General features: G+C 45.4%; 21 protein-coding genes and 1 pseudogene. 10 read left to right on the top strand and 12 right to left on the bottom strand.

Going from position 1 to position 20,951, the window contains the following annotated elements; all coding sequences use genetic code 11:
• Nucleotides 1-213: 213 nt before the first annotated feature.
• The 6 genes and pseudogenes from NI462_RS09010 (at nt 214) to msrA (ending at nt 4,706) form a co-directional block, all read left to right on the top strand.
• A pseudogene (locus tag NI462_RS09010) lies at nt 214-666 on the top strand (lipocalin family protein).
• A gap of 213 nt (nt 667-879) precedes the next feature.
• Nucleotides 880-1,722 carry a thymidylate synthase gene (gene thyA, locus NI462_RS09005; protein WP_253160216.1) on the top strand — a complete coding sequence of 281 codons (843 nt, stop codon included), beginning with the start codon at nt 880-882 and terminating at the stop codon, nt 1,720-1,722.
• A gap of 199 nt (nt 1,723-1,921) precedes the next feature.
• On the top strand, nt 1,922-2,434 hold the full coding sequence (locus tag NI462_RS09000) for a dihydrofolate reductase (protein WP_004278430.1): 513 nt from the start codon (nt 1,922-1,924) through the stop codon (nt 2,432-2,434).
• A 23-nt stretch (nt 2,435-2,457) separates the two neighbouring features.
• A complete protein-coding gene (locus NI462_RS08995) occupies nt 2,458-3,507 on the top strand; it encodes a DUF4105 domain-containing protein (protein WP_253160214.1) in 1,050 nt (349 codons plus the stop codon).
• A gap of 102 nt (nt 3,508-3,609) precedes the next feature.
• A complete protein-coding gene (locus tag NI462_RS08990; protein ID WP_005245935.1) occupies nt 3,610-4,071 on the top strand; it encodes an META domain-containing protein in 462 nt (153 codons plus the stop codon).
• 110 nt (nt 4,072-4,181) lie between these two features.
• Nucleotides 4,182-4,706, top strand: coding sequence for a peptide-methionine (S)-S-oxide reductase MsrA (gene msrA / locus NI462_RS08985; protein WP_253160212.1), 525 nt, complete (start codon nt 4,182-4,184; stop codon nt 4,704-4,706).
• Between the two features lie 64 nt (nt 4,707-4,770).
• Here the strand turns inward: msrA and NI462_RS08980 are convergent, their stop codons facing one another.
• The 5 genes from NI462_RS08980 to NI462_RS08960 form a co-directional block, all read right to left on the bottom strand.
• Nucleotides 4,771-5,175 (bottom strand): ExbD/TolR family protein, encoded by a 405-nt coding sequence (locus NI462_RS08980; protein ID WP_004278434.1) that lies wholly within the window; start codon nt 5,173-5,175, stop codon nt 4,771-4,773.
• Nucleotides 5,175-5,798 (bottom strand): MotA/TolQ/ExbB proton channel family protein, encoded by a 624-nt coding sequence (locus NI462_RS08975; RefSeq protein ID WP_195725181.1) that lies wholly within the window; start codon nt 5,796-5,798, stop codon nt 5,175-5,177. The genes NI462_RS08980 and NI462_RS08975 overlap by 1 nt, the downstream gene beginning before the upstream one ends.
• Nucleotides 5,799-5,823: 25 nt before the next feature.
• Nucleotides 5,824-6,591 (bottom strand): energy transducer TonB, encoded by a 768-nt coding sequence (locus NI462_RS08970; RefSeq protein WP_180180907.1) that lies wholly within the window; start codon nt 6,589-6,591, stop codon nt 5,824-5,826.
• A gap of 193 nt (nt 6,592-6,784) precedes the next feature.
• Nucleotides 6,785-7,651, bottom strand: coding sequence for a formyltetrahydrofolate deformylase (gene purU / locus NI462_RS08965; RefSeq protein ID WP_004278437.1), 867 nt, complete (start codon nt 7,649-7,651; stop codon nt 6,785-6,787).
• A gap of 48 nt (nt 7,652-7,699) precedes the next feature.
• The gene (locus NI462_RS08960) at nt 7,700-8,431 is read right to left on the bottom strand and encodes a TetR/AcrR family transcriptional regulator (RefSeq protein WP_034437998.1); all 732 of its coding nucleotides are present in this window, start codon (nt 8,429-8,431) and stop codon (nt 7,700-7,702) included.
• A 115-nt stretch (nt 8,432-8,546) separates the two neighbouring features.
• On the opposite strand from NI462_RS08960, the gene NI462_RS08955 reads away from it, so the two are divergent.
• The 4 genes from NI462_RS08955 to NI462_RS08940 all read left to right on the top strand — a co-directional run bounded on the left by NI462_RS08955 (nt 8,547) and on the right by NI462_RS08940 (nt 12,416).
• Nucleotides 8,547-9,995 carry a coniferyl aldehyde dehydrogenase gene (locus tag NI462_RS08955; protein WP_004278439.1) on the top strand — a complete coding sequence of 483 codons (1,449 nt, stop codon included), beginning with the start codon at nt 8,547-8,549 and terminating at the stop codon, nt 9,993-9,995.
• A gap of 165 nt (nt 9,996-10,160) precedes the next feature.
• Nucleotides 10,161-10,397 carry a 50S ribosomal protein L28 gene (rpmB, locus tag NI462_RS08950; protein WP_000048256.1) on the top strand — a complete coding sequence of 79 codons (237 nt, stop codon included), beginning with the start codon at nt 10,161-10,163 and terminating at the stop codon, nt 10,395-10,397.
• A gap of 12 nt (nt 10,398-10,409) precedes the next feature.
• The gene (gene rpmG / locus NI462_RS08945; RefSeq protein ID WP_001205031.1) at nt 10,410-10,565 is read left to right on the top strand and encodes a 50S ribosomal protein L33; all 156 of its coding nucleotides are present in this window, start codon (nt 10,410-10,412) and stop codon (nt 10,563-10,565) included.
• 135 nt (nt 10,566-10,700) lie between these two features.
• A complete protein-coding gene (locus NI462_RS08940; protein WP_005107946.1) occupies nt 10,701-12,416 on the top strand; it encodes a cation:proton antiporter in 1,716 nt (571 codons plus the stop codon).
• A gap of 258 nt (nt 12,417-12,674) precedes the next feature.
• On the opposite strand, the gene NI462_RS08935 is transcribed toward NI462_RS08940, so the two are convergent.
• From NI462_RS08935 to topA, 7 genes are all read right to left on the bottom strand, one after another.
• Nucleotides 12,675-12,953, bottom strand: a complete 279-nt coding sequence (locus NI462_RS08935) for a hypothetical protein (protein WP_004278462.1) — start codon at nt 12,951-12,953, stop codon at nt 12,675-12,677.
• Nucleotides 12,954-13,058: 105 nt separating this feature from the next.
• Entirely contained in the window at nt 13,059-13,562 is a 504-nt protein-coding gene (locus NI462_RS08930; RefSeq protein ID WP_253160210.1) for a DUF6586 family protein, read from the bottom strand.
• Nucleotides 13,563-13,755: 193 nt separating this feature from the next.
• Entirely contained in the window at nt 13,756-14,007 is a 252-nt protein-coding gene (locus NI462_RS08925; RefSeq protein WP_004729489.1) for an RNA recognition motif domain-containing protein, read from the bottom strand.
• 83 nt (nt 14,008-14,090) lie between these two features.
• Nucleotides 14,091-16,079 carry an ATP-dependent helicase gene (locus NI462_RS08920; protein WP_253160208.1) on the bottom strand — a complete coding sequence of 663 codons (1,989 nt, stop codon included), beginning with the start codon at nt 16,077-16,079 and terminating at the stop codon, nt 14,091-14,093.
• 152 nt (nt 16,080-16,231) lie between these two features.
• Nucleotides 16,232-17,371 carry a glycerate kinase family protein gene (locus NI462_RS08915; protein WP_253160206.1) on the bottom strand — a complete coding sequence of 380 codons (1,140 nt, stop codon included), beginning with the start codon at nt 17,369-17,371 and terminating at the stop codon, nt 16,232-16,234.
• Between the two features lie 65 nt (nt 17,372-17,436).
• Nucleotides 17,437-18,192, bottom strand: coding sequence for a hypothetical protein (locus NI462_RS08910; RefSeq protein WP_005250633.1), 756 nt, complete (start codon nt 18,190-18,192; stop codon nt 17,437-17,439).
• A 95-nt stretch (nt 18,193-18,287) separates the two neighbouring features.
• Nucleotides 18,288-20,930, bottom strand: a complete 2,643-nt coding sequence (topA, locus tag NI462_RS08905; protein ID WP_004278474.1) for a type I DNA topoisomerase — start codon at nt 20,928-20,930, stop codon at nt 18,288-18,290.
• Between the last annotated feature and the right edge of the window lie 21 nt (nt 20,931-20,951).

Raw genomic sequence — 20,951 nt, 5'->3', positions numbered from 1 at the left:
AAAGCAAAGCTAACTTCGATGCCTTGCAAAGCCTTTTTAGCCTGAACTATACAAAATGAGCCGTTATTTTTTCTACTCAAACCCTAGGGATTTAATCTGTAGCTCGGCTATTTTCAGACAACATTTCACTACATGATTACATCATTTTGAGCTTTGCACCCTGTATTACACTGATGCGGCATTTTTAAATATTGAACTAAACGGAGAAGAAAAATGAGTCAGACTTTAAATACCGTTTCAAATTTTAATTTAGAACAATATTTAGGTACCTGGTATGAAATTGCACGTTTGCCGATGAAGCACCAGCCTGAGGACAGCACCGATATTTCTGCGGTATAGAGCTTGAATGAAAATGGCAAGGTGGATGAAGCCATTGCTGAAGCGATCATTGTCGATGCAGAACATGCCAAGCTTGAAATCAGATTTTTACCTGAAGGCTTGCATGGGATCCCGTTTACCAAGGGCGATTATTGGGTCTTAAAAATCGATCCGGATTATCAGACGGCACTCGTGGGCGAGCCGAATAAAGAATATTTATGGTGATTACATCGCGACACCAGTCTGGACGAAGCGACTCAACGCGAATATTTAAGTTATGCAGCACCCTTAGGTTATGATCTGTCTGATCTGATTCATACCGTCCATACTGGCCATAAAACCGCTTAAACCTTTTCTACAACAAGCACCCGCACTGGGTATTTTTTTTTGATTGGGTGCTTGCCGATCTTTTTTGCAGAAGATGCAATATCAGAAATATTAGAAAAAAATGTTATGATGCATTCAATTCAATTTACCCAGCTCGACAGAAAGTGGATTTATCCGAGATAAACTTTTTCTGCTGAAAAAAAGGTAATTTAAACAAATTTTTAAGAGAGACCTATGCGCCAATATCTTGACCTATTACAACATATCCTCGACAACGGCGGCGATAAAGGCGACCGTACCGGTACAGGTACACGTTCGGTATTTGGTCATCAGATGCGCTTTGATCTTTCCCAAGGTTTTCCTTTACTGACCACCAAAAAAGTTCATTTCCGCTCTATCGTGATCGAACTGTTGTGGTTCCTGAAAGGCGATACCAATGTTCAGTATTTAAAAGACAATAAAGTCTCGATTTGGGATGAATGGGCGACCGCAGAACAAACTGCGCGTTTTGGCCGTCCTGAAGGCGAATTAGGCCCAGTATATGGTCACCAATGGCGCAATTTTGGTGCCAGCAAAAATGCAGACAATAGTTATAATCAGGATGGTTTTGACCAGATCAAATGGTTGATTAATGAAGTTAAAACCAATCCAAATTCGCGCCGTCTGATTGTATCGGGCTGGAACCCAAATGAAGCGGGGCAGGTCGCATTACCACCTTGTCATACCCTGTTCCAGTTCTTTGTACACAATGGCAAATTGTCTTGCCAGTTGTACCAGCGCAGTGCTGATGTATTTTTGGGTGTACCATTTAACATTGCCAGCTATGCTTTGTTGACGCATATGATCGCGCAAGTCTGTGATCTGGATGTTGGTGACTTTGTCTGGACTGGTGGCGATACCCACTTGTACAGCAACCATTTTGAACAGGCACAGTTGCAGCTTAGCCGTGAGCCACTCGGCCTTTGTCAATTAAAACTAAATCCTGAGATCAAAGACCTGTTCGATTTTAAATTTGAAGATATCGAAATTGTCGGTTATGAATCTCATCCAGGCATTAAAGCCCCTGTCGCTGTTTAATGTTCTTTATTATAAAGTTCCCTCTCTTCCTAGGAGAGGGCTAGGAAGAGGTTTTTTACCACACGTAAATCGCCAACTCCTTTCAAAATTATTCCTAGCCCTAAAGCATGAAGGCAATCAATATAGATTTTTAACCTTTCTTTCGTACCAGTAAAAAATTACACGAAGGACTTTGGGCTTGATAAGAAGGATTCAATACATGTCATTTCAAGATTTAGAAGTTGTACACGTCGTTGCCATGGATCAGCAGCGTTGTATCGGCAAGGGCAATGACCTACCTTGGCATATCTCTGCCGACCTGAAACACTTCAAGGAAATCACCCAAGGCGGTGTGGTGGTGATGGGTCGCAAGACACTAGAATCGATGGGACGTACCTTGCCTAAACGCGTGAACTGGGTCATTACCCGTGATCCAGACTGGGCATTTGCAGGCACCAAAGTCGCTTATAGCATTGAAGATGCGCTGAGTCAGGCCGTTGCAGATGTAAAGGCTTCAGAAAAACCTGAAACCATTTTCATCATTGGTGGTGGTGAAATCTTTAAACAGACTATGGATATTGCAGACCGTCTGGAACTGACCCATGTTGAACTGGATGTACAGGGCGATGCCTATTATCCAGCGATTCCAGCAGAATTTAAAAAAGTCGCTGCCGAGCAACATATCGACGACAAAACCGGCATTGCTTTTGAGTTCGCAACCTACAGAAAATAAAGCCTATTTCTCATGAAAAAGTGATGATGCAGGGACGCGAATACATCTCCAGACATTGGAGTCTGTGGCTACTGGGCAGCCTGTTTACTTTATTCGTCCTTCTGTCGAGCCTGTGGTTCAGCCTGATGCTCTGGGTTCATCAACCCCTCGGAAAAATCGGCAGCTTGATGCTGATTGGACTCTGGCTGACCTTTGCGCTGGTCGTTCTCGGGATTTATTTCACCCGGCATCTGATCTCCCGCCAAGTGGATAGCGTTCTTTATCTTCTGGCCTTTTTATTCTGTCTGCTAGGATATTTCAGTCTGGAAGCGCGTCAGGATCGAGAGTGGAATCCTGAGGTTTCCCAGCTTCTGCATTATGAGCAGCAAGGCGATCAGGTTACCTTACACAATATCCGCAACTTTGACTGGCAGGCCGATGGTCGCTATATCGAACGCTGGGAAAGCCGGAGTTTTGATCTGAATCAGATTACTGGCGTGAACATCATTACGTCCTACTGGATGGGACCTAAAATTGCCCATACCCTGGTCAGCTTTGATTTTGCCAATCAAAAGCCACTCACCTTCTCAATCGAAATCCGCAAGGAAAAGAATGAAGAATTTTCAGCAATTGGTGGTTTTTTCCGAAAATATGAACTGAGTCTGGTCGCATCGGATGAAAAGGATATTGTCTATACCCGTAGCAATGTCCGCGGCGAGCAAGTTTACTTTTTTCCGGTAAAGATGCCGAAAGCTCAGGCCAAAGCGTTATTTAAAGAATATCTCAGACAGGCCGATGAACTGACCCAAAAACCAAAATGGTACAATACCCTGACCAGTAATTGCACCACACTGGTCTTTGATATGGTTCAGGCGATATCGCAACAACAGCTACCCTCAGATTACCGGCTGCTGGCCTCCGGCTATTTACCGAATTATCTCTATGACCTTAAAGTACTGGAACAGTCTTGGGATATGCACACCTGGTATCAACGGGCACATGTCAATCCACGGGTAGAACAAACCGCTAATCTGTCCAGTCAGGACTATTCACGACTGATCCGGCAGGGCCTGCCAAAACCCGACATGCGATAACTGTGTAGCAAATCCACTTCAATAAAGATACAAAATCAACTGGAACCTTGATCATTTTTTTGTTTATATACAAATAGCTAGTCAATGATCAGAGTATCTCTCATGCTAAAAAAATTAACTGCAATCGCGATTTTAGGCTCGGTTTTAACGGTCATGGGCTGCGAAACTGTGCCTAATACAGCCACGACACAAACCGCGAATCATTTACAACTTTTGCAAAATCGTACCTGGATTGCGACCCAGATTGGTAATACTGAAATCAAGACTGCGCCAACCGCACGCAATGTTCCAAGTCTGCAATTTGATGCCAGTACCCAGCGCGTTTCAGGTTCAGATAGCTGTAACCGGATTATGGGCAGTTACACAGCAGCGAAAGACACGCTGACCCTGAGCCAAATGGCCACTACCCGTATGGCTTGCATGAACAACGATCAGCTTGATCAGAAATTTAATGAAGCTTTAGCCAAAGTGACGCATTATCAAGTATTTGGTAAAACCTTAAAATTACTGGATCGCCATGGAAATCTCTTGATCCAGCTGGAAAGTGCTGTTCAGCCGCGTTAATACTTCCCTACAAAAAGCCTGTATGGACAGGCTTTTTTATCTTTCATACTGATGAGCTGGAATTTAACCATCAGCCCGATTGAGTTATTTAATTGAATGAGGAATCAACCATGCAACAGGCACTTTTCGGTGGGGGATGCTTTTGGTGTACTGAAGCCGTATTTTTACAGATCCAGGGGGTTCAGCAGGTCATCAGTGGCTATGCAGGTGGGCACACAACTCAGCCAAACTATGATGATGTCTGTGGTGGCAATACCGGCCATGCCGAAGTCATTCTGATCGATTTCGATGAAAACCAGATTAACTATACCCAGTTGCTTGATGTATTTTTTGCGACCCATGATCCGACTACATTAAACCGTCAGGGCAATGATGTCGGCACCCAGTATCGTTCTGTAGTTTATTATCTGAATGATGAACAGCAGCAACAGGCGCAGCAGGCGATCGATGCTCTGAAAACCGATAGCATCAATGTGGTGACTGAACTGAGCCCTGCTCCAACTTTCTATCCGGCGGAAGACTATCATCAAAACTTCTTTGCCAAGAACCCGACCCAGGGCTATTGCAATTTTGCCATTCCGCCAAAATTGAATAAATTACGCAGCAAATTTACGACCCTATTAAAAACCCATTAAGATTCACGAAAAATGGGCATAAAAAAAGCGACTGCAATCAGTCGCTTTTTTTATTATCTAAATCTTAGTTATCGGTTGCAAAAGCAATATCGCTGAGTCCGGCTCCACTCGCACGCGACATGACTTGCGCCACCGAGTCATAACGTGATTCTTTATCCGCTTTCAACACAATAGTCGGCTGACGTTCAGCTTGGCCCGCTTCATTAAAACGGGTTTCAAGCTGCTCTAGCGTCAGTACATCGCCATTCCAGGCAATGTCACCTTCGGCATTGATGCTGATCGTGACATTTTCAGGCGGCAGATCGATAATCTCCGCAGTAGTTTGTGGCAAGGTTAATGGAATTGATGGGTTCGCAACGGTCGCTGTCACCAGAAAGATGATCATCAATACCAACATAATGTCGATGAGAGGAATGAGGTTCATCTCATTCATGCCTACATCGTTGTCTTCACCCAGTTGAAAAGCCATTAAGCTTGACCTCCCACGAGACTCTGTTGTGTTACTTTCTCATCAGACTTTTTTGCAGCAGATTCCTGTTGCAGCATGGTATCAATTAACAGACCGTGTGCCTGATCCTGTAACTCGTGTGCCAAGCCACGATTAGCACGGACACAGATGTTATAAGCCAGTACCGCAGGAATCGCGACTGCCAGACCTAAGCCAGTCATAATCAATGCTTCACCGACTGGAGTTGCTACTTGTGCCAGACCTGCTTGACCACTTTTACCAACAGCAACCAGCGCATGGAAGATGCCCCATACCGTACCGAACAAACCGACAAATGGTGAAATTGAGGCAATCGTACCCAGAACTGATACACCTTTTTCGGCATTGGCTTTCTCTGCTGAAATCTGGCGTAACAGCGCCTGTTCTGCCACTGCTTTACGCTGTTCAAAGCCCAAAGGAGCCAGTTTGGTTTTCAGTTGTTCCAATGCCTTAGATAACTGAGCATAGGCAATCTGTTTCAGTTGACGAGTGCCCATCAAACGCAGCACAAAAATGGTCCATGTCGCAATCGACATTGCCAATAACACGAAATACAGCGTTTTACTGACTGCATCAGCGTGTTGCCAATAAACTGAAAAGTTCATATTCGAACTCCTAATGGGTGAGCCGTTATTTAACCTGAAAATCGAAAGGCTGTTCCACGCGTGTTGGATAAGCCACACCATTTTCAACATATTTGGTGAGTTGTGCACGACGTACCGCTGCTTCTACTTTGCGCGTTACCGCCGGGCTACAACTTGAATTTCGTGCAGTCGCAGAGACCACTTTACCCTGCTCATTCGCTGAAACATCTACTACCAGTGAACAGGCTGATTTTAATTCACCTGCAGAGAGTGAGACTTTTGGTGAACGCTGCCAGGACACGCCCCCACCAATCGATACACTTTTCGGGGATGGCGGCGCAGCAGGTGCTGGCGGTGCCACAGGCGCAGGTGGCGCGACCGGAGCAGGTGCCGGTTTAACTTTAGTTTCAGTGACCACTGTCGGCACGACCGGACTTGGGGTTGGTTTTGCTTCAACTGGTGGTGCTTTGACTACTTTTGGCGCTTCAGCCTTTTTCACCTGCTCGATTTTTTCTACTTTTTTCGGTGGTGGTGGCAGCGGTTTATCGACAATTTTGACTTCTTTAGGCTTAGGCGGCTCTTTTTGTGGCTCGGCCTTCGGCTTTGGCGGTAAAGGTTTTGGCGCTTCCTGAAGCTTTACAAAGCGCACTTTTAAGGGTTGCTTATCAATGGGTGTCAGCTCAGGCGCCTTCATCTGGCTGATCGCATATAACACACCCACATGCCCAATCAGTACAGCCGCCACGATAGAGATGACTTTCTTTTTCATCTGATTTGGCGGTGTAGGCATTTGGGGCGCAGCAACTTGACTCATTAAATCTATTACCTTGAAGAGATGATGTGGAACAACCTATCAAGCTCATCGGTTAGTACAATTAAAGTATGCTAATAATAAATGAGAAGTGTTTTCATTTGCAACCGCTAATCCTTCCTTTGACTGACTTTTTTTGCATCAAAACAAAAAAGGCACACTAAAAGTATGCCTTTTTTAAAACTCAATGCAAGTGTTATTGGAACACGACAGTCTTGTTACCATCGACAATAATACGGTCTTCCAAATGCCATTTTACTGCACGGGCCAATACATTACGTTCCACGTCCTGACCGAGTTCACGTAACTGCTCAACGGTAAAGTCATGGTTCACACGCTCCACATCCTGCTCGATGATCGGACCTTGATCCAGATCCGCAGTGACATAGTGCGCAGTTGCACCGATCAGCTTCACGCCTTTTTCATAGGCCTGTTTGTACGGATTGGCACCTACGAAAGCTGGCAGGAAAGAATGGTGAATGTTGATCACTTTCATTTCCCACTTGCTGACAAATTCTTCATCCAGAATCTGCATATAACGCGCCAGCACTAACAGGTCATTGCCTTGCATCAACTGGTCGATTTCTGCATAAGCTTCAGGTTTGTTATCTTTGGTCACCGGCACGACTTCGAATGGAATACCAAAGTTTTCAACTGCTTCGCGTAAAGTCTCGTGATTCGATACTACTTTGGTAATTTCACAAGGCAAACCACCACGCGCATGACGCCATAACAGCTCAAGCAAGGCATGATCGACTTTAGACACCAGAATACCGACTTTTTTCACGTCACTGACCAGAGCCAGACGCCATTGCATGCCATAGCGTTCTGCCACATTCGCTGCAAAAGTCTGGGTAATACTTTCTTTGCGACTTTGCAGATTATCGAGTTCAAATTCAACGCGCATGAAGTAACGTCCGCCCTGCGCTGCTGTCGCATATTGGTCAAGCGCAGTAATGTTGGCACCTTGATGATACAAGAAGCTCGAAACAGCCTGCACGATGCCCGGCTTGTCTTCACAAGTAATCAATAAACGTGCGGTGTTAGCAGTCGTCATATTCATGTTGATTTAAGTCACTAATCAGTTAAATTAAAAAATAAGCCGAGTATTCTAGCGCGTTTCTTGGATATTCTGAATAGTTTGTTCAGATTCAGAATCTTTAGACGACGACAGGCTGGCAAAAAGTTCCGAAGAGCCCAAACTACTCAATAAACCTTCATAGGTTTGACGACTTTCACCACGTAAATACGCCCCTTCCAAGAATACCATTTGACGGAGTGCCTGCCAGACCCATTTTTCTTCCAGGGTATTGGAATCGGTCAGATGACCTGACATATACAGGAAGTTGGTCCAGTTGGTCAGTACAATCCACAGGTTAATGATCAGTGCTTCAATTTCTGAATCGGTCATGTCCATCAGGCCTGCATTGACAAAGCCCTTATAGATTTTCTGACCCTGCTGCATGACCTGCCCGGCAAAGCGTGGATACATCTTGCGAAAATCTTCGTTATTTTCTACCAGATGATAGACATCACGATGCAGGAAACGATAAGCCCATAACTGGCTGCTCAGCACCTGAAAATAATGCACCTTGTCATTGGCATCCAGCGCGCGGTCATCCGGCAGCGCCAGCATTTCTAGCGTCTGGTGCTGGTACTGTTCCATCAATTCTTTAATAATTTCATTTTTATTGCGGAAATGATAATACAGGTTACCCGGGCTCATACCGAGTTCTGCCGCAATATGATTGGTGGTTACCGATCGTTCGCCACGCTCGTTAAACAGCTGCAAACTGAGCTGCAAGATACGCTCTTTAGTTTTTAAGGTTTTGGTTTGGGACATCCTAAAATAACCATTCAGTTCATGCATTAGCAGGCTAACACACAAAGTCACTTGACTAATTAGAGTATTTGCTCTAAAAATTAATTAATCGATTTTTGAATAATGGTAGTGCGGCATGAACAGTCACACAAAAACAACATCAATGACACCACATTTTTTTGATAGCCAATATCTGAATGAAGTCTTGGCGCAACAAAAACACGCTTACTTACACTACCCTCTGCCGACTGCAAAGGAACGTATCGATCGTTTAGCTCGACTTAAGCGTATCTTAGTTAAGTATCAAGATCAATTTGCTGATGCAATTAATCAGGACTATGGTAACCGCTCAATCGGGGAAACCAAGATTGGTGAACTGCTCACCTGTCTGGAACATATCAAATATTACAGCAAAAATTTGACCCGGTGGATGAAACCTTCCAAGCGTCATGTGGGCATTATTCATCAGCCGGCTAAAGCCTGGGTACAATATCAGCCTTTGGGTGTGGTCGGGATTATCGCACCGTGGAATTATCCGCTGTTGTTGTCGATTGGCCCCCTGATTTGCGCACTGGCGGCCGGCAACCATGCCATGATCAAAATTTCCAGTGCATCCGCTGCCTTTGGTGAAGTTTTAGAAAAAGCTTTGGCTGAAGCCTTCCCTAAAGAATTGGTCGCTGTGGTGAATGGTGGCGGTGTGATTTCAGATGCTTTCTGTCGTTTGCCTTTCGATAAACTGATTTTCACCGGCTCAACTGCAGTCGGTAAAACCGTCATGGCAGCCGCTGCCGAAAATCTGGTGCCGGTGATTCTGGAACTGGGCGGTAAATCGCCAGTACTGGTGCATCCATCGATTGATCTGCGCGATGTCGCGCAGCGGATTGCGGTGGGCAAACTCTGGAATGCCGGTCAGACCTGTGTAGCGCCAGACTATATGTTCCTGCCTCTCGGAAAAACTGCCGAGTTCATTGATCACTTTAAAGCCTGTGTCGAAAGCATGTATCCGGATATCACCCATAATCAGGATTACACCTCGATTATTAATGTCAAACAATATAACCGTCTGCAAGGCTATCTGGATGATGCGCGTGAACAGGGTGCGCAAGTCATTGAAATTAATCCGCGTAGTGAAAACTCGGCTGATCTGCGCAAGATTGCACCGACCATCGTGACCAATGTCACCCCGATGATGCAGATCATGCAGCATGAAATCTTTGGCCCACTGTTACCGATCATGGAATATGATCAAATTGACGATGTCATCGACTTTATTAATAGCCGTCCACGTCCACTTGCTTTATACTACTTCGACTTTGATCAGGCGCGTGCCGATTATGTCGCACAGCGTACCCATTCAGGGCATTTCGGGCAAAATACGGTGCTGACCCATGTTGCGCAGGACGATCTACCATTTGGGGGTGTCGGTGCATCAGGTATGGGTAAATACCATGGCCCAGAAGGCTTCTTCAGTTTGTCGCATGAACGCTCAGTAATGTCGAATCCAAAGCTGTACAGCTTGAAATACATTCTGCCACCGTTCAATAAACCGATTCACAAGCTGATTTCGAAGACACTTCTCCGCTAAATGATCAAGGCATGAGCTATCGATATAGTTCGTGCCGCGTTTTGACGAAAATCGCTTGTCTTTTAAGCGCATTTTTGATATAAAACGCCCCTTGAATGATTTCAATCCGTTTATTTTTGACTGGCCATACAGATTTGCTGTTGGCTAAATCAATGGAGTTACACCATGTCTAAGGTTTGCCAAGTTACCGGCAAGCGTCCAGTCGTTGGTAACAACGTCTCACACGCCAACAACAAAACTAAGCGCCGGTTCGAGCCGAACCTGCACCACCACCGTTTCTGGTTAGAAAGCGAAAAACGTTTTGTACGTCTTCGTTTAACCACTAAAGGTATGCGTATTATCGACAAATTGGGCATTGAAAAGGTTGTTGCTGACCTACGTGCTCAAGGTCAAAAGATCTAAGGAGTCTGAACCATGCGTGATAAAATTCGCTTAGTTTCTTCAGCTGGTACAGGTTATTTCTATACCACGACTAAGAACAAACGTACTATGCCGGAAAAAATGGAAATCAAAAAATTTGATCCAAAAATCCGTCAACACGTAATCTTCAAAGAAGCTAAAATCAAATAATTTTAGTTTCTTTAAAAAAACGACCTTCGCGGGTCGTTTTTTTTTGCACTTTTTTTATCCGGCTTGATAAACTTTCTGCATGTTTTGGCACTTTTTGTGCTTATTTCCCAGCAAACCTAGCTAAAGGAGTATTTAGTGCCACATGACGTAGAGCTCATTATATTACTGGCTGTTGGTTTTGGCTTAGCTTTGGTCTTTGGCTATCTCGCTGCACGGCTACGTCTCCCCCCTTTGATCGGTTACTTAATTGCCGGTATTCTGATTAGTCCCCACACGCCCGGTGTGGTCGGTGATATTCATCTGGCCAATCAGCTGGCAGAACTTGGCGTCATGTTCCTGATGTTTGGCGTCGGGATGCATTTTTCCCTGAACGATCTGATGCAGGTACGCCGGATTGCCCTGCCTGGTGCGATTTTACAGATTGCAGTTGCCACCTTGCTCGGGGTCGGAGTTTCGATGCTGTGGGGCTGGAGCTTTGGTTCAGCGCTGGTCTTCGGCCTAAGCCTGTCCTGTGCCAGTACCGTGGTTCTACTCAAAGCCCTTGGTGATCGTGGCCTGCTCGATTCGATCAATGGCCGGATTGCTGTTGGCTGGTTGCTGGTCGAAGATCTGGTCATGGTATTGGCACTGGTACTGTTACCTGCCACTGCGGTGCTTTTAGGTGGGCAGGCGCTGGAAGGCGCAAGCGATGAGAATATCTGGCTCACCTTAGGTATTACCCTGCTCAAAGTCGCAGGCTTTATTGCCTTCATGCTGATTATCGGTAAACGCTTGATTCCGATGATCATACAGGTAGTGGCACGTCTCGGTTCACGTGAGCTGTTTACCTTAACAGTGGTGGCTGCTGCCGTCTCGATTGCCTTTGGTGCCTATAAGATCTTTGGCGTGTCGATGGCACTGGGTGCTTTCTTTGCCGGGATGGTGGTGAAAGAATCTGATTTCAGTCATCGTGCCGAAGAAGAAACCTTGCCACTGCGTGAAATTTTCTCGATTTTATTCTTTGTCTCCGTCGGCATGCTGTTTGATCCGCGCATCCTGCTGGAACAGCCTTTACATGTACTGGCCGTGGTCGGGATTATCATGATTGGTAAGACTATTGCCGCGATGGCATTGGTGCTGTTCTTCCGTTATCCGATCAATACCGCTTTGACCGTCGGTGCTTCTCTGGCACAGATTGGTGAGTTCTCCTTTATTTTGGCTGCACTCGGTGTTTCGCTCAATCTGCTTTCGCTGGAAGGTCAAAACCTGATTCTGGCAGGTGCCTTAATTTCGATTACGCTTAACTCCTTTATCTTTTCCGCGATTGAGCCGGTACAGAAATGGATTCGGGAACGCTCGACTCTGGCCCGCTTACTGGAACGCAGTGGTGACCCTCTGGCAATGTTACCGGATGAAGTCTCACAGGATTACCTGCGCGATCAGGTGGTCATTATTGGCCATGGTGAGGTGGGACGTCGCATTACCCGCTCATTGATGGAAGAAAACATTAAGGTGGTGATTGCCGAAGAAAACCGTGACATCGTCGAAAATCTGCGTGAAAAAGGTATTGCTGCGGTGTCTGGTGTTGCTACTGAAGCCGGGGTCCTGATTCAGGCACATATTCAGCATGCGCGCTTACTGGTCATTTCCCCTATGGATATCATCGATATTCATAAAATTGTCGACATTGCCAAGACCTTGAATCCACAAATTCAGGTACTGGTCTGTGCGGAAAGCAAGGAAGAAGCTGAAGCCATTCGTCGGGATAATGTCGGTGCTGTTTATTACGCCAAAGAAGAAATGGCCAAAAATATGAGCAATCATATTTTGAACCAGATTGAGATCGCGCATCAGCATACGCCTTCTCATTAAAGTTTTTCTTTGAATAAACGCTGAATAAAAAAAGTTGCCGGATCTGGCAACTTTTTTTATAGACATCAATATATCTCTAAGTAAAAGACTTTATTAATACACTGGCTTCAGTCTGCTCATGACCCAAATTTTAAAATACTGATTTTTCATCTTCATTTTAAATGAACGTTTTTGTGATACTTAAAATCTGCCTAATTTAATAACCTATAAAACTCAAAAAGCACACCGATAGTGTGCTTTCTAAATAAATTTCAACGATTAACTCATATACTTTGGTTCTTCATCCACAACTTCAGCCTGCCATTCATTGACCTGCTGTTCCAGCAAGCCATAGAGTGCTGCCTGAATCATCTGTTGCGCAATCACGGGCGTCTGCTCTCCAAGTAGAGCTTTCACCTCATCATTAAATTGAATCATGACCAAAGGCTGTTTATGTGAGCCTGCATTGCGTAGAGCCAACGCGCCACCTTCAAGTTGAACGAGTTCTAAAATCGCGTCTTGATTACCAAATAAATCTTTCAACTGTTCTATAGACATATATCCTCCATGTTCAACATGGTGGCAAAGCACCGGGTGCACTTTGCATCATTAGAGTAATTGATATAGGGTTAAAAATTGCATTTTCAAGTACAGCCGATCCGATTAAAATTCAATCATCTCATTACGAAAACCATCAATTAATTGGGTCAGGTCACGATGCCACTCTCTCAATATAGCAGTATCAGGTAACCATGCTTGTGGAGACTGTGTGACTTTAATGATGAGATTTGAGGAGGTTTCGTCTTCAGGTTCTGGGGTACTTGGTTCGGGCGTATACTGGCACAGACGGTAAGCGTGCTTCAGTTCAGCAATGAAACCGCTCTTGGACAAATGTTGCAGCACCGCGACTTCTGGCGAAATTTGGCCTTTGGCCGCCATGAGTTCTTCGATCGATTTTAGCGTCGGATGAGGATCATTCAGGCGATAGTAACGCACCAGTTCCTGTAAAAATGCTAACAAAGCACCATGCAAATGAAACACAGTTGCTTCACGTTGTGCCTGAGCCTGTTGTACATGTTCAGTTTGCTCTGCTTGCTGGCAGGAAAGGCGGGCAAAATACAGTTTTTGATTGGTACGGTCCGCATGATAGCGAGCAACACGGGTCATCGAGATTTCCTAAGGTTTAAAACAAATTTTGGCTTTTATAAAGTAAAAGGTTCGCCTACATTTCGCAATCAAAAGATGTTCGGACTGAATCCATCCAGCACTGAAATTCAGAGCATTGAGCTCACTAGTTAAGTACAGCGATAATAAATTTCAGCCATAAAAAAGGAGCCTATCAAGTGCTCCTTTTTTGAGTTTAAGCCTGAGGCTTATCTTCTGCGGCTTTCACGCGGATCCCATGTCCGTGCAGGCGCAAAGTATTCAGGCCTTTAATGGCTTTGACTGCTTCACGGCCATGTGGCATTTCTACAAAAGCAAAACCTTTTGATTTGCCTGTTGCTGCATCAAGCACCAAAGTACAGGTCTCCACTGTGCCATATTCCTGGAACAGTTTCAGCAATTCGGCTTCTGTGACCGTACGTTCTAAATTACGAACTAAAATTTTCATCTTACAACCTTAAGAAGATAGGCAAAAAATATCAAAAAGCACGCGCCTACTCTACTTTTTGCATGAAACAACTTTGCTATAGTTTAATCGAGATCAATCCCAAAATCTAAATTAATCGACTTGCGTTCAATCAAGGCACTTTTTACCGTTTGCTGCCGGGTCTTGTAATGGGTTTCTGTGGTGCATAAATACCGGGTGAGATCATTCAGGAAATAGCTTTCGACTTTACGCCCCTGCTCATCGACCATTTCCCGCGCCCAATGATTCAGGTTCTGTTTGGTCAGAATTAATTCATTTTTTGCCCGGGTCAACGCCACATACAGTACACGACGTTCTTCTTCGACATCATCAAAATCACCTTGAGCACGTGCATGCGGATAATTGCCCGGCGTGACATTGGTCACATAACAGACATTTTGTTCGGTGCCTTTGGCCGAGTGAATGGTAATCAAGGTCACCACATCATGGTCCGACTGGCGTTCAATTTCCGAGATTGACACCGGATCCAGTACATATTCCTCTAAAAACTCACTCAGCTGCGAATGCTTGGAGGCCAGCTGTTTGACCAGTTCAAAATCACTCTGGCGACGTGGCCAATCCTTTTTATAGTTTTCCGCCAACTGCGATTCAATCGCCTGAATCGCAAGACCGACACAGGCTTGCACTTCGCCTTTGAGCACACTCATCTGCTGCATGATCAGAATGGTTTCTAATGGTATCTTGCCAAATTTTTCCAAATTATCTGCAATAGCTTCCATTTCCGGTTCAGCCAATAACTGCTGCGATAGCTTACTGGCACCCACATCACCAACACCATTCCATAGGGTCAAGAAACGCATCCAGGCAATATCATCCAATGGATTAGCCACCACGCGCAGCATGCTGAGCAAATCTTTCACATGCGCCGTTTCCAGCAGCTTCATGCCACCAATAAAGCGATACGGTACATTGGCTGCAATACAGGCCGCTTCAATGTGCCGCGCGGCAAAGCTGGAACGAACCAGCACCATATGCTCGCCCCATTTGCTGCCTTGCAGATAATGGCGTTCTTTAATATCAATCGCAATCCATTTGGCTTCATCAAACTCATTCGGGAAGATATGCATACGCGGCTTTACACCTTCTCCGCGATAAGCTTCTAGACGTTTGTCATATTTGATTTCAGACTGATCCAGCAGCCAGTTAGACAGATCGAGAATTTCCTGGGTCGAGCGGTAGTTCTTTTCTAATTTGAAAATCTGCGCATCTGGCACACGTTCTTTGAAATGGTGAATATTTTCAAAGTCTGCACCACGAAAGCCATAAATCGACTGGGCATCATCACCGACACAAAACAGGCTGATCCGGTCTTTAAGTGGTTCGAGCAAAGCCCATTGTAATGGATTGGTATCCTGCATTTCATCGACCAGCATATGTCGACAGATTGAAGCGACATAGTCGACCAGACCTTCGGACTGTGCCAGCGCCGTAGCCACTACCGCCAGAATGTCATCATAATCCAGAAAGCTGCGTGCCTGCTTACGTGCTTCGTACTCTTTCATAATCTCGGCAATCTGGTCCTTTAAGGCCAGATATTCCGGCATCTGTTTTTCTAATGCCAGACTGAGTTTTTGCCGGGTATTCCTTGCAAAAGAATATAGATCACATAGTTCCTGAGGCTTAGGCAGATGGTTGGGATTTTTCTTGTCATCACGACCGCGAATCAGGCGGAACATCATCAGCTGATCATCACGATCAATAATCGAAAACTGTTCCAGACCAAAGGCTTTGGGAATACGGCGCAGCAGATACATACAGAAAGTATGAAAAGTCGAGGCTCGCAGTCCCTTGGCTTGTTCACCAAGTGCCAGTTCGACACGCGCCACAATTTCACTGGCAGCCCGGCGGGTAAAGGTTAGAATTTGAATCTGGTTGGCAGGCACGCCTTGTTCAATTAAGTAAGCTGCGCGTGCCACGATGGTCTTGGTTTTGCCACAACCTGCCCCCGCCAGCACCAAACTGTGTTTTGCTTCTGTGGTGGCTGCTTGTCTTTGCTGAGGGTTTAATTCATCAATCAGGGTGGCTAAACTCATTTTCACTCATCATTGCGTGGATGTATATAGTTTAACAGATCGCTTTCAGAATTATGGCTTTTCAATTGCCCTGAAACTATCTCCAATTTTATTTTTTGATTTGATATTAGCTGACGACAGGGCGTACTGGATTGCAGCAGAGAGAAATACTTTCACTCTGTCAAAAGATTTTTGACTATCTCAGTGACAGCTTTCTCCAAGTTCATTTCTGCATTTTTTAATGCTTCTTCCAGACTATAATCTGGCGGATTAATACCAATAATCTGGCTAAATCCTGACTCAAAAAGACCCTCAATCCCTTCACCGAATAGACCCGCAAAAGCAATCACCGGTTTATTGAAACGTTTGGCAACCTGTGCCACACCAAACGGTGTTTTGCCAAATTTGGTTTGAAAATCAATTTTACCTTCACCGGTAAATACATAATCTGCTTGCGCTATTTTTTCACCCAGTTGAACCTGTTCAATTATCAGTTCTACACCTGATCGAATGGAAGCAGCAGTGAATGCCATTAAACCAAAACCCAGTCCGCCGGCAGCGCCCGCACCTGCCACATGACGATGATCATGGCCAATCTGCCGAGCAACCACATCGGCAAAATGACCGAGGTTTTGATCTAACTGCTTGACCATTTCAGGGTTTGCACCTTTCTGTGGCCCAAATATATTTGAGGCACCATTTGGCCCACACAGCGGATTGTTGACATCTGATGCAATGATTATTTCAGTATCTGCTAAACGTGAATCAAGTTCGGATAAATCCATTGATTTGACCAGATCTAAGTTTCCACCACAGACCTGAATTGACTCACCCGCATGATTTAGAAACCGTACACCCAGTGCTTGCAGCATGCCCGCACCCGCATCATTGGTGACACTGCCACCTAGCCCAATGATGATTTTTTTCACACTCAAATCCAATGCCTGTTTGATCATTTCTCCTGTGCCATAAGTTGAAGTGAGCATCGGATTACGCTTTTCTGCTGCAAGCAAATGTATGCCATTGGCTTTGGCCATTTCAATCACGGCAGTCTGGCCTGCATCAACCATCCCCCAATAGGTCTGGATACGTTGCTCAGATAATGGCCCGGTCACGTCACATGCAATACTTTGCCCCTTTAAACTTGAAATCAGTGCATCGACCGTGCCTTCACCACCATCAGCCATTGGCACATGAATAATGTGGGCATCCGGAATGACGTTCTGAATACCGCGTTGCATGGCCTGAGAAGCCTGTGCAGCAGACATGCTTTCTTTAAACGAGTCGGGAGCAAGCACAAAGGTGAGCGGCATGGTGTGATCTTTTATCCACAAATGAAGTCTAAATTGTGGATAAATCCAGCACTATCCACAAGTCTTTATTTCCAGCCCAGTTCAATTGCAGTTATCTCATTAATCAAAGTTTGATTTAAAGATTCTGGCATTTTACTGGTAGTTTGAGACAGGGGAATATGCCCTGCCATCAGCTCCGCCTTGGATTGCGGAAATAAGGGTTGCTGATCTGGAAATGCATAACCCAGCGGATAAATCGGTTGCCCTGTCGCTAAATCGTATTTATCCGAAGCACCAAAGGCATGCAGCAATTCATGAACCAAGACAATTTTATTCTGTTCAGTCTGTTGCTTGGATGCAAATAGATTCACCGAACCAATCCGGCCTTTTTGCAAGGCGGTTGAATGCTTTAATTGCTTGGTCTGTACAGGATCGTAGTAATTTAAAAATAAAGTCACATTGGCTGAAGGATCTGAACTCTGTCGCTGTTTCCAGGCATAGAAACGGAATTTTAAACTCCATAAAACTGTATTGATGAGCGAAGCCTGCTCAGGGACTTTGGGCGGTAGAACTTTAAGCTCACGGCCTAAATTAAAATAAAAATAAGTCGGCTGTCCGCGATACTGCTGAGCTGCTTTTTCCAGATATTCCCTTGCTCCATTCAGGTCCTGAACTGACAGTTGCTGGATATATTTCTGTGTGGTTGGTAATCCATCAGCACTAATCGGATGCAGCAAAACAATAATCGGCTTTGACCAGTTCTGGTTTTGATCACGATAGGCATTGACTGCGACAATCAATAAGATGATTAATAAAATCAGAATCCGAATCTTTTTCCACATGGCCCCAAATCAACCTTGATTATTGTTTTTAAAATGAAGATACATCATAAATAAAAAATGCCGACTTTCGTCAGCATTTTTTTGAATCTTAGAGTTTAGGCTTCAACCCATTTTCCGTCCTGATAAACCAGAGACCATTTGGTTTGCTTGCCTTCTGCAGTTTCCGAACCAATATATTGTGACTGGTTCTTACGGCTAAATTTTACCAGAGTTGGATTCCCTTCCGGGTCCACATCAGGTGCCTGCAAGATAAACTGATACTTTGGATCAAGCTGGTCGGCAACAGAACGAATCTCGGCCACTTTCGGTGCACGGGTTTCACGCACTTTCGGGAACTTGCTTGCCGCCAGGAATAAACCGGCTGCACCGTCACGCAGTACAAAGAAATCGTCATGCTTGGCAGAACGTAAATGCTCCATCTTGATCGGATCCACACGTGGAGGTGCAGGCTGACCGCTCTTTAAGACTTTACGGGTATTGTCACAGCTGGTACAGGCAAAATACGGACCAAAACGACCCGTCTTCAGCTGCATTTCACCATCACACTTGTCGCATGGGATACTCGGGCCATCATAGCCTTTAATTTTGAACTCACCTTCTTCAAGTTCAAAACCACTACAGTCCGGGTTATTCCCACAGATATGCAGTTTACGGCCGCCATCAATCACATAGCTGTCCATGGCAGTTTCACAGATCGGACAACGCTTCTTCGACATCAGGTCAGCAGTTTCCGCAGCCTCATCATCAGACAATGCAGCCAGAGACTCAACTGGTGTCAGGTTCAAGGTTCCCTTACAACGCTCTTTCGGCGGCAAGTTATAGCCTGAACAACCCAAGAATACACCTGTGGTTCCGGTACGGATCTGCATCGGACGGTCACATTCTTTACAGTGTACCGCATCCACTTCTACAGGCTGATTGCGGCGCATACCGTTCTCACCCTGCGCCGTAGTCAAACGTTGCTTAAAATCGCCATAGAAGCTGTCTAATAACTCTTTCCAGTTACGCTCACCATCTGCTACTTTATCCAGCTGACCTTCAAGATCTGCGGTAAAGGCATAGTTCATCAGATTACTAAAATTTTCATCCAGACGATCGGTAACGATCTCACCCATCTTCTCGGCATAGAGACGCCGGTTATCCAGTTTCACATAACCACGATCCTGAATGGTCGAGATAATCGCAGCATAGGTCGATGGACGGCCAATGCCTTTTTTCTCGAGTTCTTTCACCAGTGAGGCTTCAGTAAAACGTGCCGGTGGCTTGGTGAAATGTTGAGATGGATCAAGTTTCTCAAGTTTAAGCACTTCACCGACTTTGACCGCAGGCAATAAAATATCGTCATCGGCTTTATTGGCACCACGCACGCGGGTAAAGCCATCAAAGACCAAGGTACGGCCTTTGGCTTTCAGTTCTACGCCATTGGCATCCACCAAAATGGTAGAAGACAGATATTCTGCCGGAGTCATCTGACAAGCAACAAACTGGCGCCAGATCAAGTCATACAGACGCTGTGCATCACGCTCAACACCCACCAGACTGTCGCCTTTTAAGCCAACCATAGATGGACGAATCGCCTCATGCGCTTCTTGCGCACCGGCTTTATTGCCATAACGGTTCGGCTTGGCAGGCAAATACTTCTCGCCAAACTCGGATTCGATATGACCACGCACCATATTCACCGCATCATCACTCAAGAAGGTCGAGTCGGTACGCATATAGGTAATGAAGCCGGCTTCATACAGACGCTGCGCCAGCATCATGGTTTTCTTCACAGAAAAACCGAGACGGGTACTGGCTGCCTGTTGTAGCGTTGACGTGATATACGGCGCACTTGGATTAACCTTGGTTGGCTTATCTTCACGTGCAGAAACCGTATAATCCGCATCTTTGATCAGGTTTAATAAGGCATCAGTTTCGGCTTTGTTGCGCAGCTTGAGCGTCTTGCCATTTTGCTTGACCGCTTCGAGACGAATATCATCTTTTTTCGATTTGGTATCGGCAAACACCTGCCAGTATTCTTCAGGAATGAAGGCACGAATTTCACGTTCACGCTCGACCACCAGCTTCACTGCAACCGACTGTACACGACCGGCCGACAGACCACGGGCAATCTTTTCCCAAAGCAATGGCGAAATCATAAAGCCCACGACACGATCCAGGAAACGGCGTGCCTGCTGTGCATTGACTTTATTGGTATCCAGACGTGACGGATGCTTAAAGGCATCCTGAATCGCGTTTTTGGTAATTTCGTTGAAGACCACACGCTGATAACGCGAATCATCACCACCGATGACTTCTTTTAAATGCCAGGCAATCGCCTCTCCTTCCCTGTCCATATCCGTTGCCAGATAGACTTCATCGACTTGCGATGCCAGTTTTTTCAGTTCGGCAACCACATGTTCTTTGCCAGGAAGGACTTCGTATTTGGCTTTCCAGTCATGTTCCGGATCGACACCCATGCGGTTAATCAACGCATTCTGTGATTTTTCAGCTTTTTCTGCATCCGTCAGTTTGGTACGTGTCGCCGGTTTTTTCTCTGTCGATTTTGCAGAACCGCCTGTCGGCAAGTCACGCACATGACCCACTGATGATTTTACGATGTAGTTCGGACCAAGGTACTTATTGATTGTTTTCGCTTTTGCAGGCGACTCCACAATCACTAGGGCACGCTTGCTTCCAGCGTCGGGAGACTTCGCTGTGCTGCTTTTTGATGTGGACCGAGGAGCGTTCGCCATAATTAACCGTTAATCCTGTTT

Source organism: Acinetobacter lwoffii (assembly GCF_024129715.1).
In the GTDB taxonomy this organism is placed as follows: domain Bacteria; phylum Pseudomonadota; class Gammaproteobacteria; order Pseudomonadales; family Moraxellaceae; genus Acinetobacter; species Acinetobacter lwoffii_U.
This window is presented reverse-complemented; position numbering and strand designations above follow the sequence as displayed.

Coding starts and splice junctions, on each gene's coding strand:
- NI462_RS08980 (WP_004278434.1), bottom strand. CDS start 5,175: ATGGCTTTTCAACTGGGTGAAGACAACGATGTAGGCATGAATGAGATG.
- rpmG (WP_001205031.1), top strand. CDS start 10,410: ATGCGTGATAAAATTCGCTTAGTTTCTTCAGCTGGTACAGGTTATTTC.
- rpmB (WP_000048256.1), top strand. CDS start 10,161: ATGTCTAAGGTTTGCCAAGTTACCGGCAAGCGTCCAGTCGTTGGTAAC.
- NI462_RS08915 (WP_253160206.1), bottom strand. CDS start 17,371: ATGCCGCTCACCTTTGTGCTTGCTCCCGACTCGTTTAAAGAAAGCATG.
- NI462_RS08910 (WP_005250633.1), bottom strand. CDS start 18,192: ATGTGGAAAAAGATTCGGATTCTGATTTTATTAATCATCTTATTGATT.
- NI462_RS08975 (WP_195725181.1), bottom strand. CDS start 5,798: ATGAACTTTTCAGTTTATTGGCAACACGCTGATGCAGTCAGTAAAACG.
- NI462_RS08920 (WP_253160208.1), bottom strand. CDS start 16,079: ATGAGTTTAGCCACCCTGATTGATGAATTAAACCCTCAGCAAAGACAA.
- NI462_RS08960 (WP_034437998.1), bottom strand. CDS start 8,431: ATGTCCCAAACCAAAACCTTAAAAACTAAAGAGCGTATCTTGCAGCTC.
- NI462_RS08935 (WP_004278462.1), bottom strand. CDS start 12,953: ATGTCTATAGAACAGTTGAAAGATTTATTTGGTAATCAAGACGCGATT.
- thyA (WP_253160216.1), top strand. CDS start 880: ATGCGCCAATATCTTGACCTATTACAACATATCCTCGACAACGGCGGC.
- NI462_RS09000 (WP_004278430.1), top strand. CDS start 1,922: ATGTCATTTCAAGATTTAGAAGTTGTACACGTCGTTGCCATGGATCAG.
- NI462_RS08995 (WP_253160214.1), top strand. CDS start 2,458: ATGATGCAGGGACGCGAATACATCTCCAGACATTGGAGTCTGTGGCTA.
- NI462_RS08970 (WP_180180907.1), bottom strand. CDS start 6,591: ATGAGTCAAGTTGCTGCGCCCCAAATGCCTACACCGCCAAATCAGATG.
- purU (WP_004278437.1), bottom strand. CDS start 7,651: ATGAATATGACGACTGCTAACACCGCACGTTTATTGATTACTTGTGAA.
- NI462_RS08990 (WP_005245935.1), top strand. CDS start 3,610: ATGCTAAAAAAATTAACTGCAATCGCGATTTTAGGCTCGGTTTTAACG.
- msrA (WP_253160212.1), top strand. CDS start 4,182: ATGCAACAGGCACTTTTCGGTGGGGGATGCTTTTGGTGTACTGAAGCC.
- NI462_RS08930 (WP_253160210.1), bottom strand. CDS start 13,562: ATGACCCGTGTTGCTCGCTATCATGCGGACCGTACCAATCAAAAACTG.
- NI462_RS08955 (WP_004278439.1), top strand. CDS start 8,547: ATGAACAGTCACACAAAAACAACATCAATGACACCACATTTTTTTGAT.
- topA (WP_004278474.1), bottom strand. CDS start 20,930: ATGGCGAACGCTCCTCGGTCCACATCAAAAAGCAGCACAGCGAAGTCT.
- NI462_RS08925 (WP_004729489.1), bottom strand. CDS start 14,007: ATGAAAATTTTAGTTCGTAATTTAGAACGTACGGTCACAGAAGCCGAA.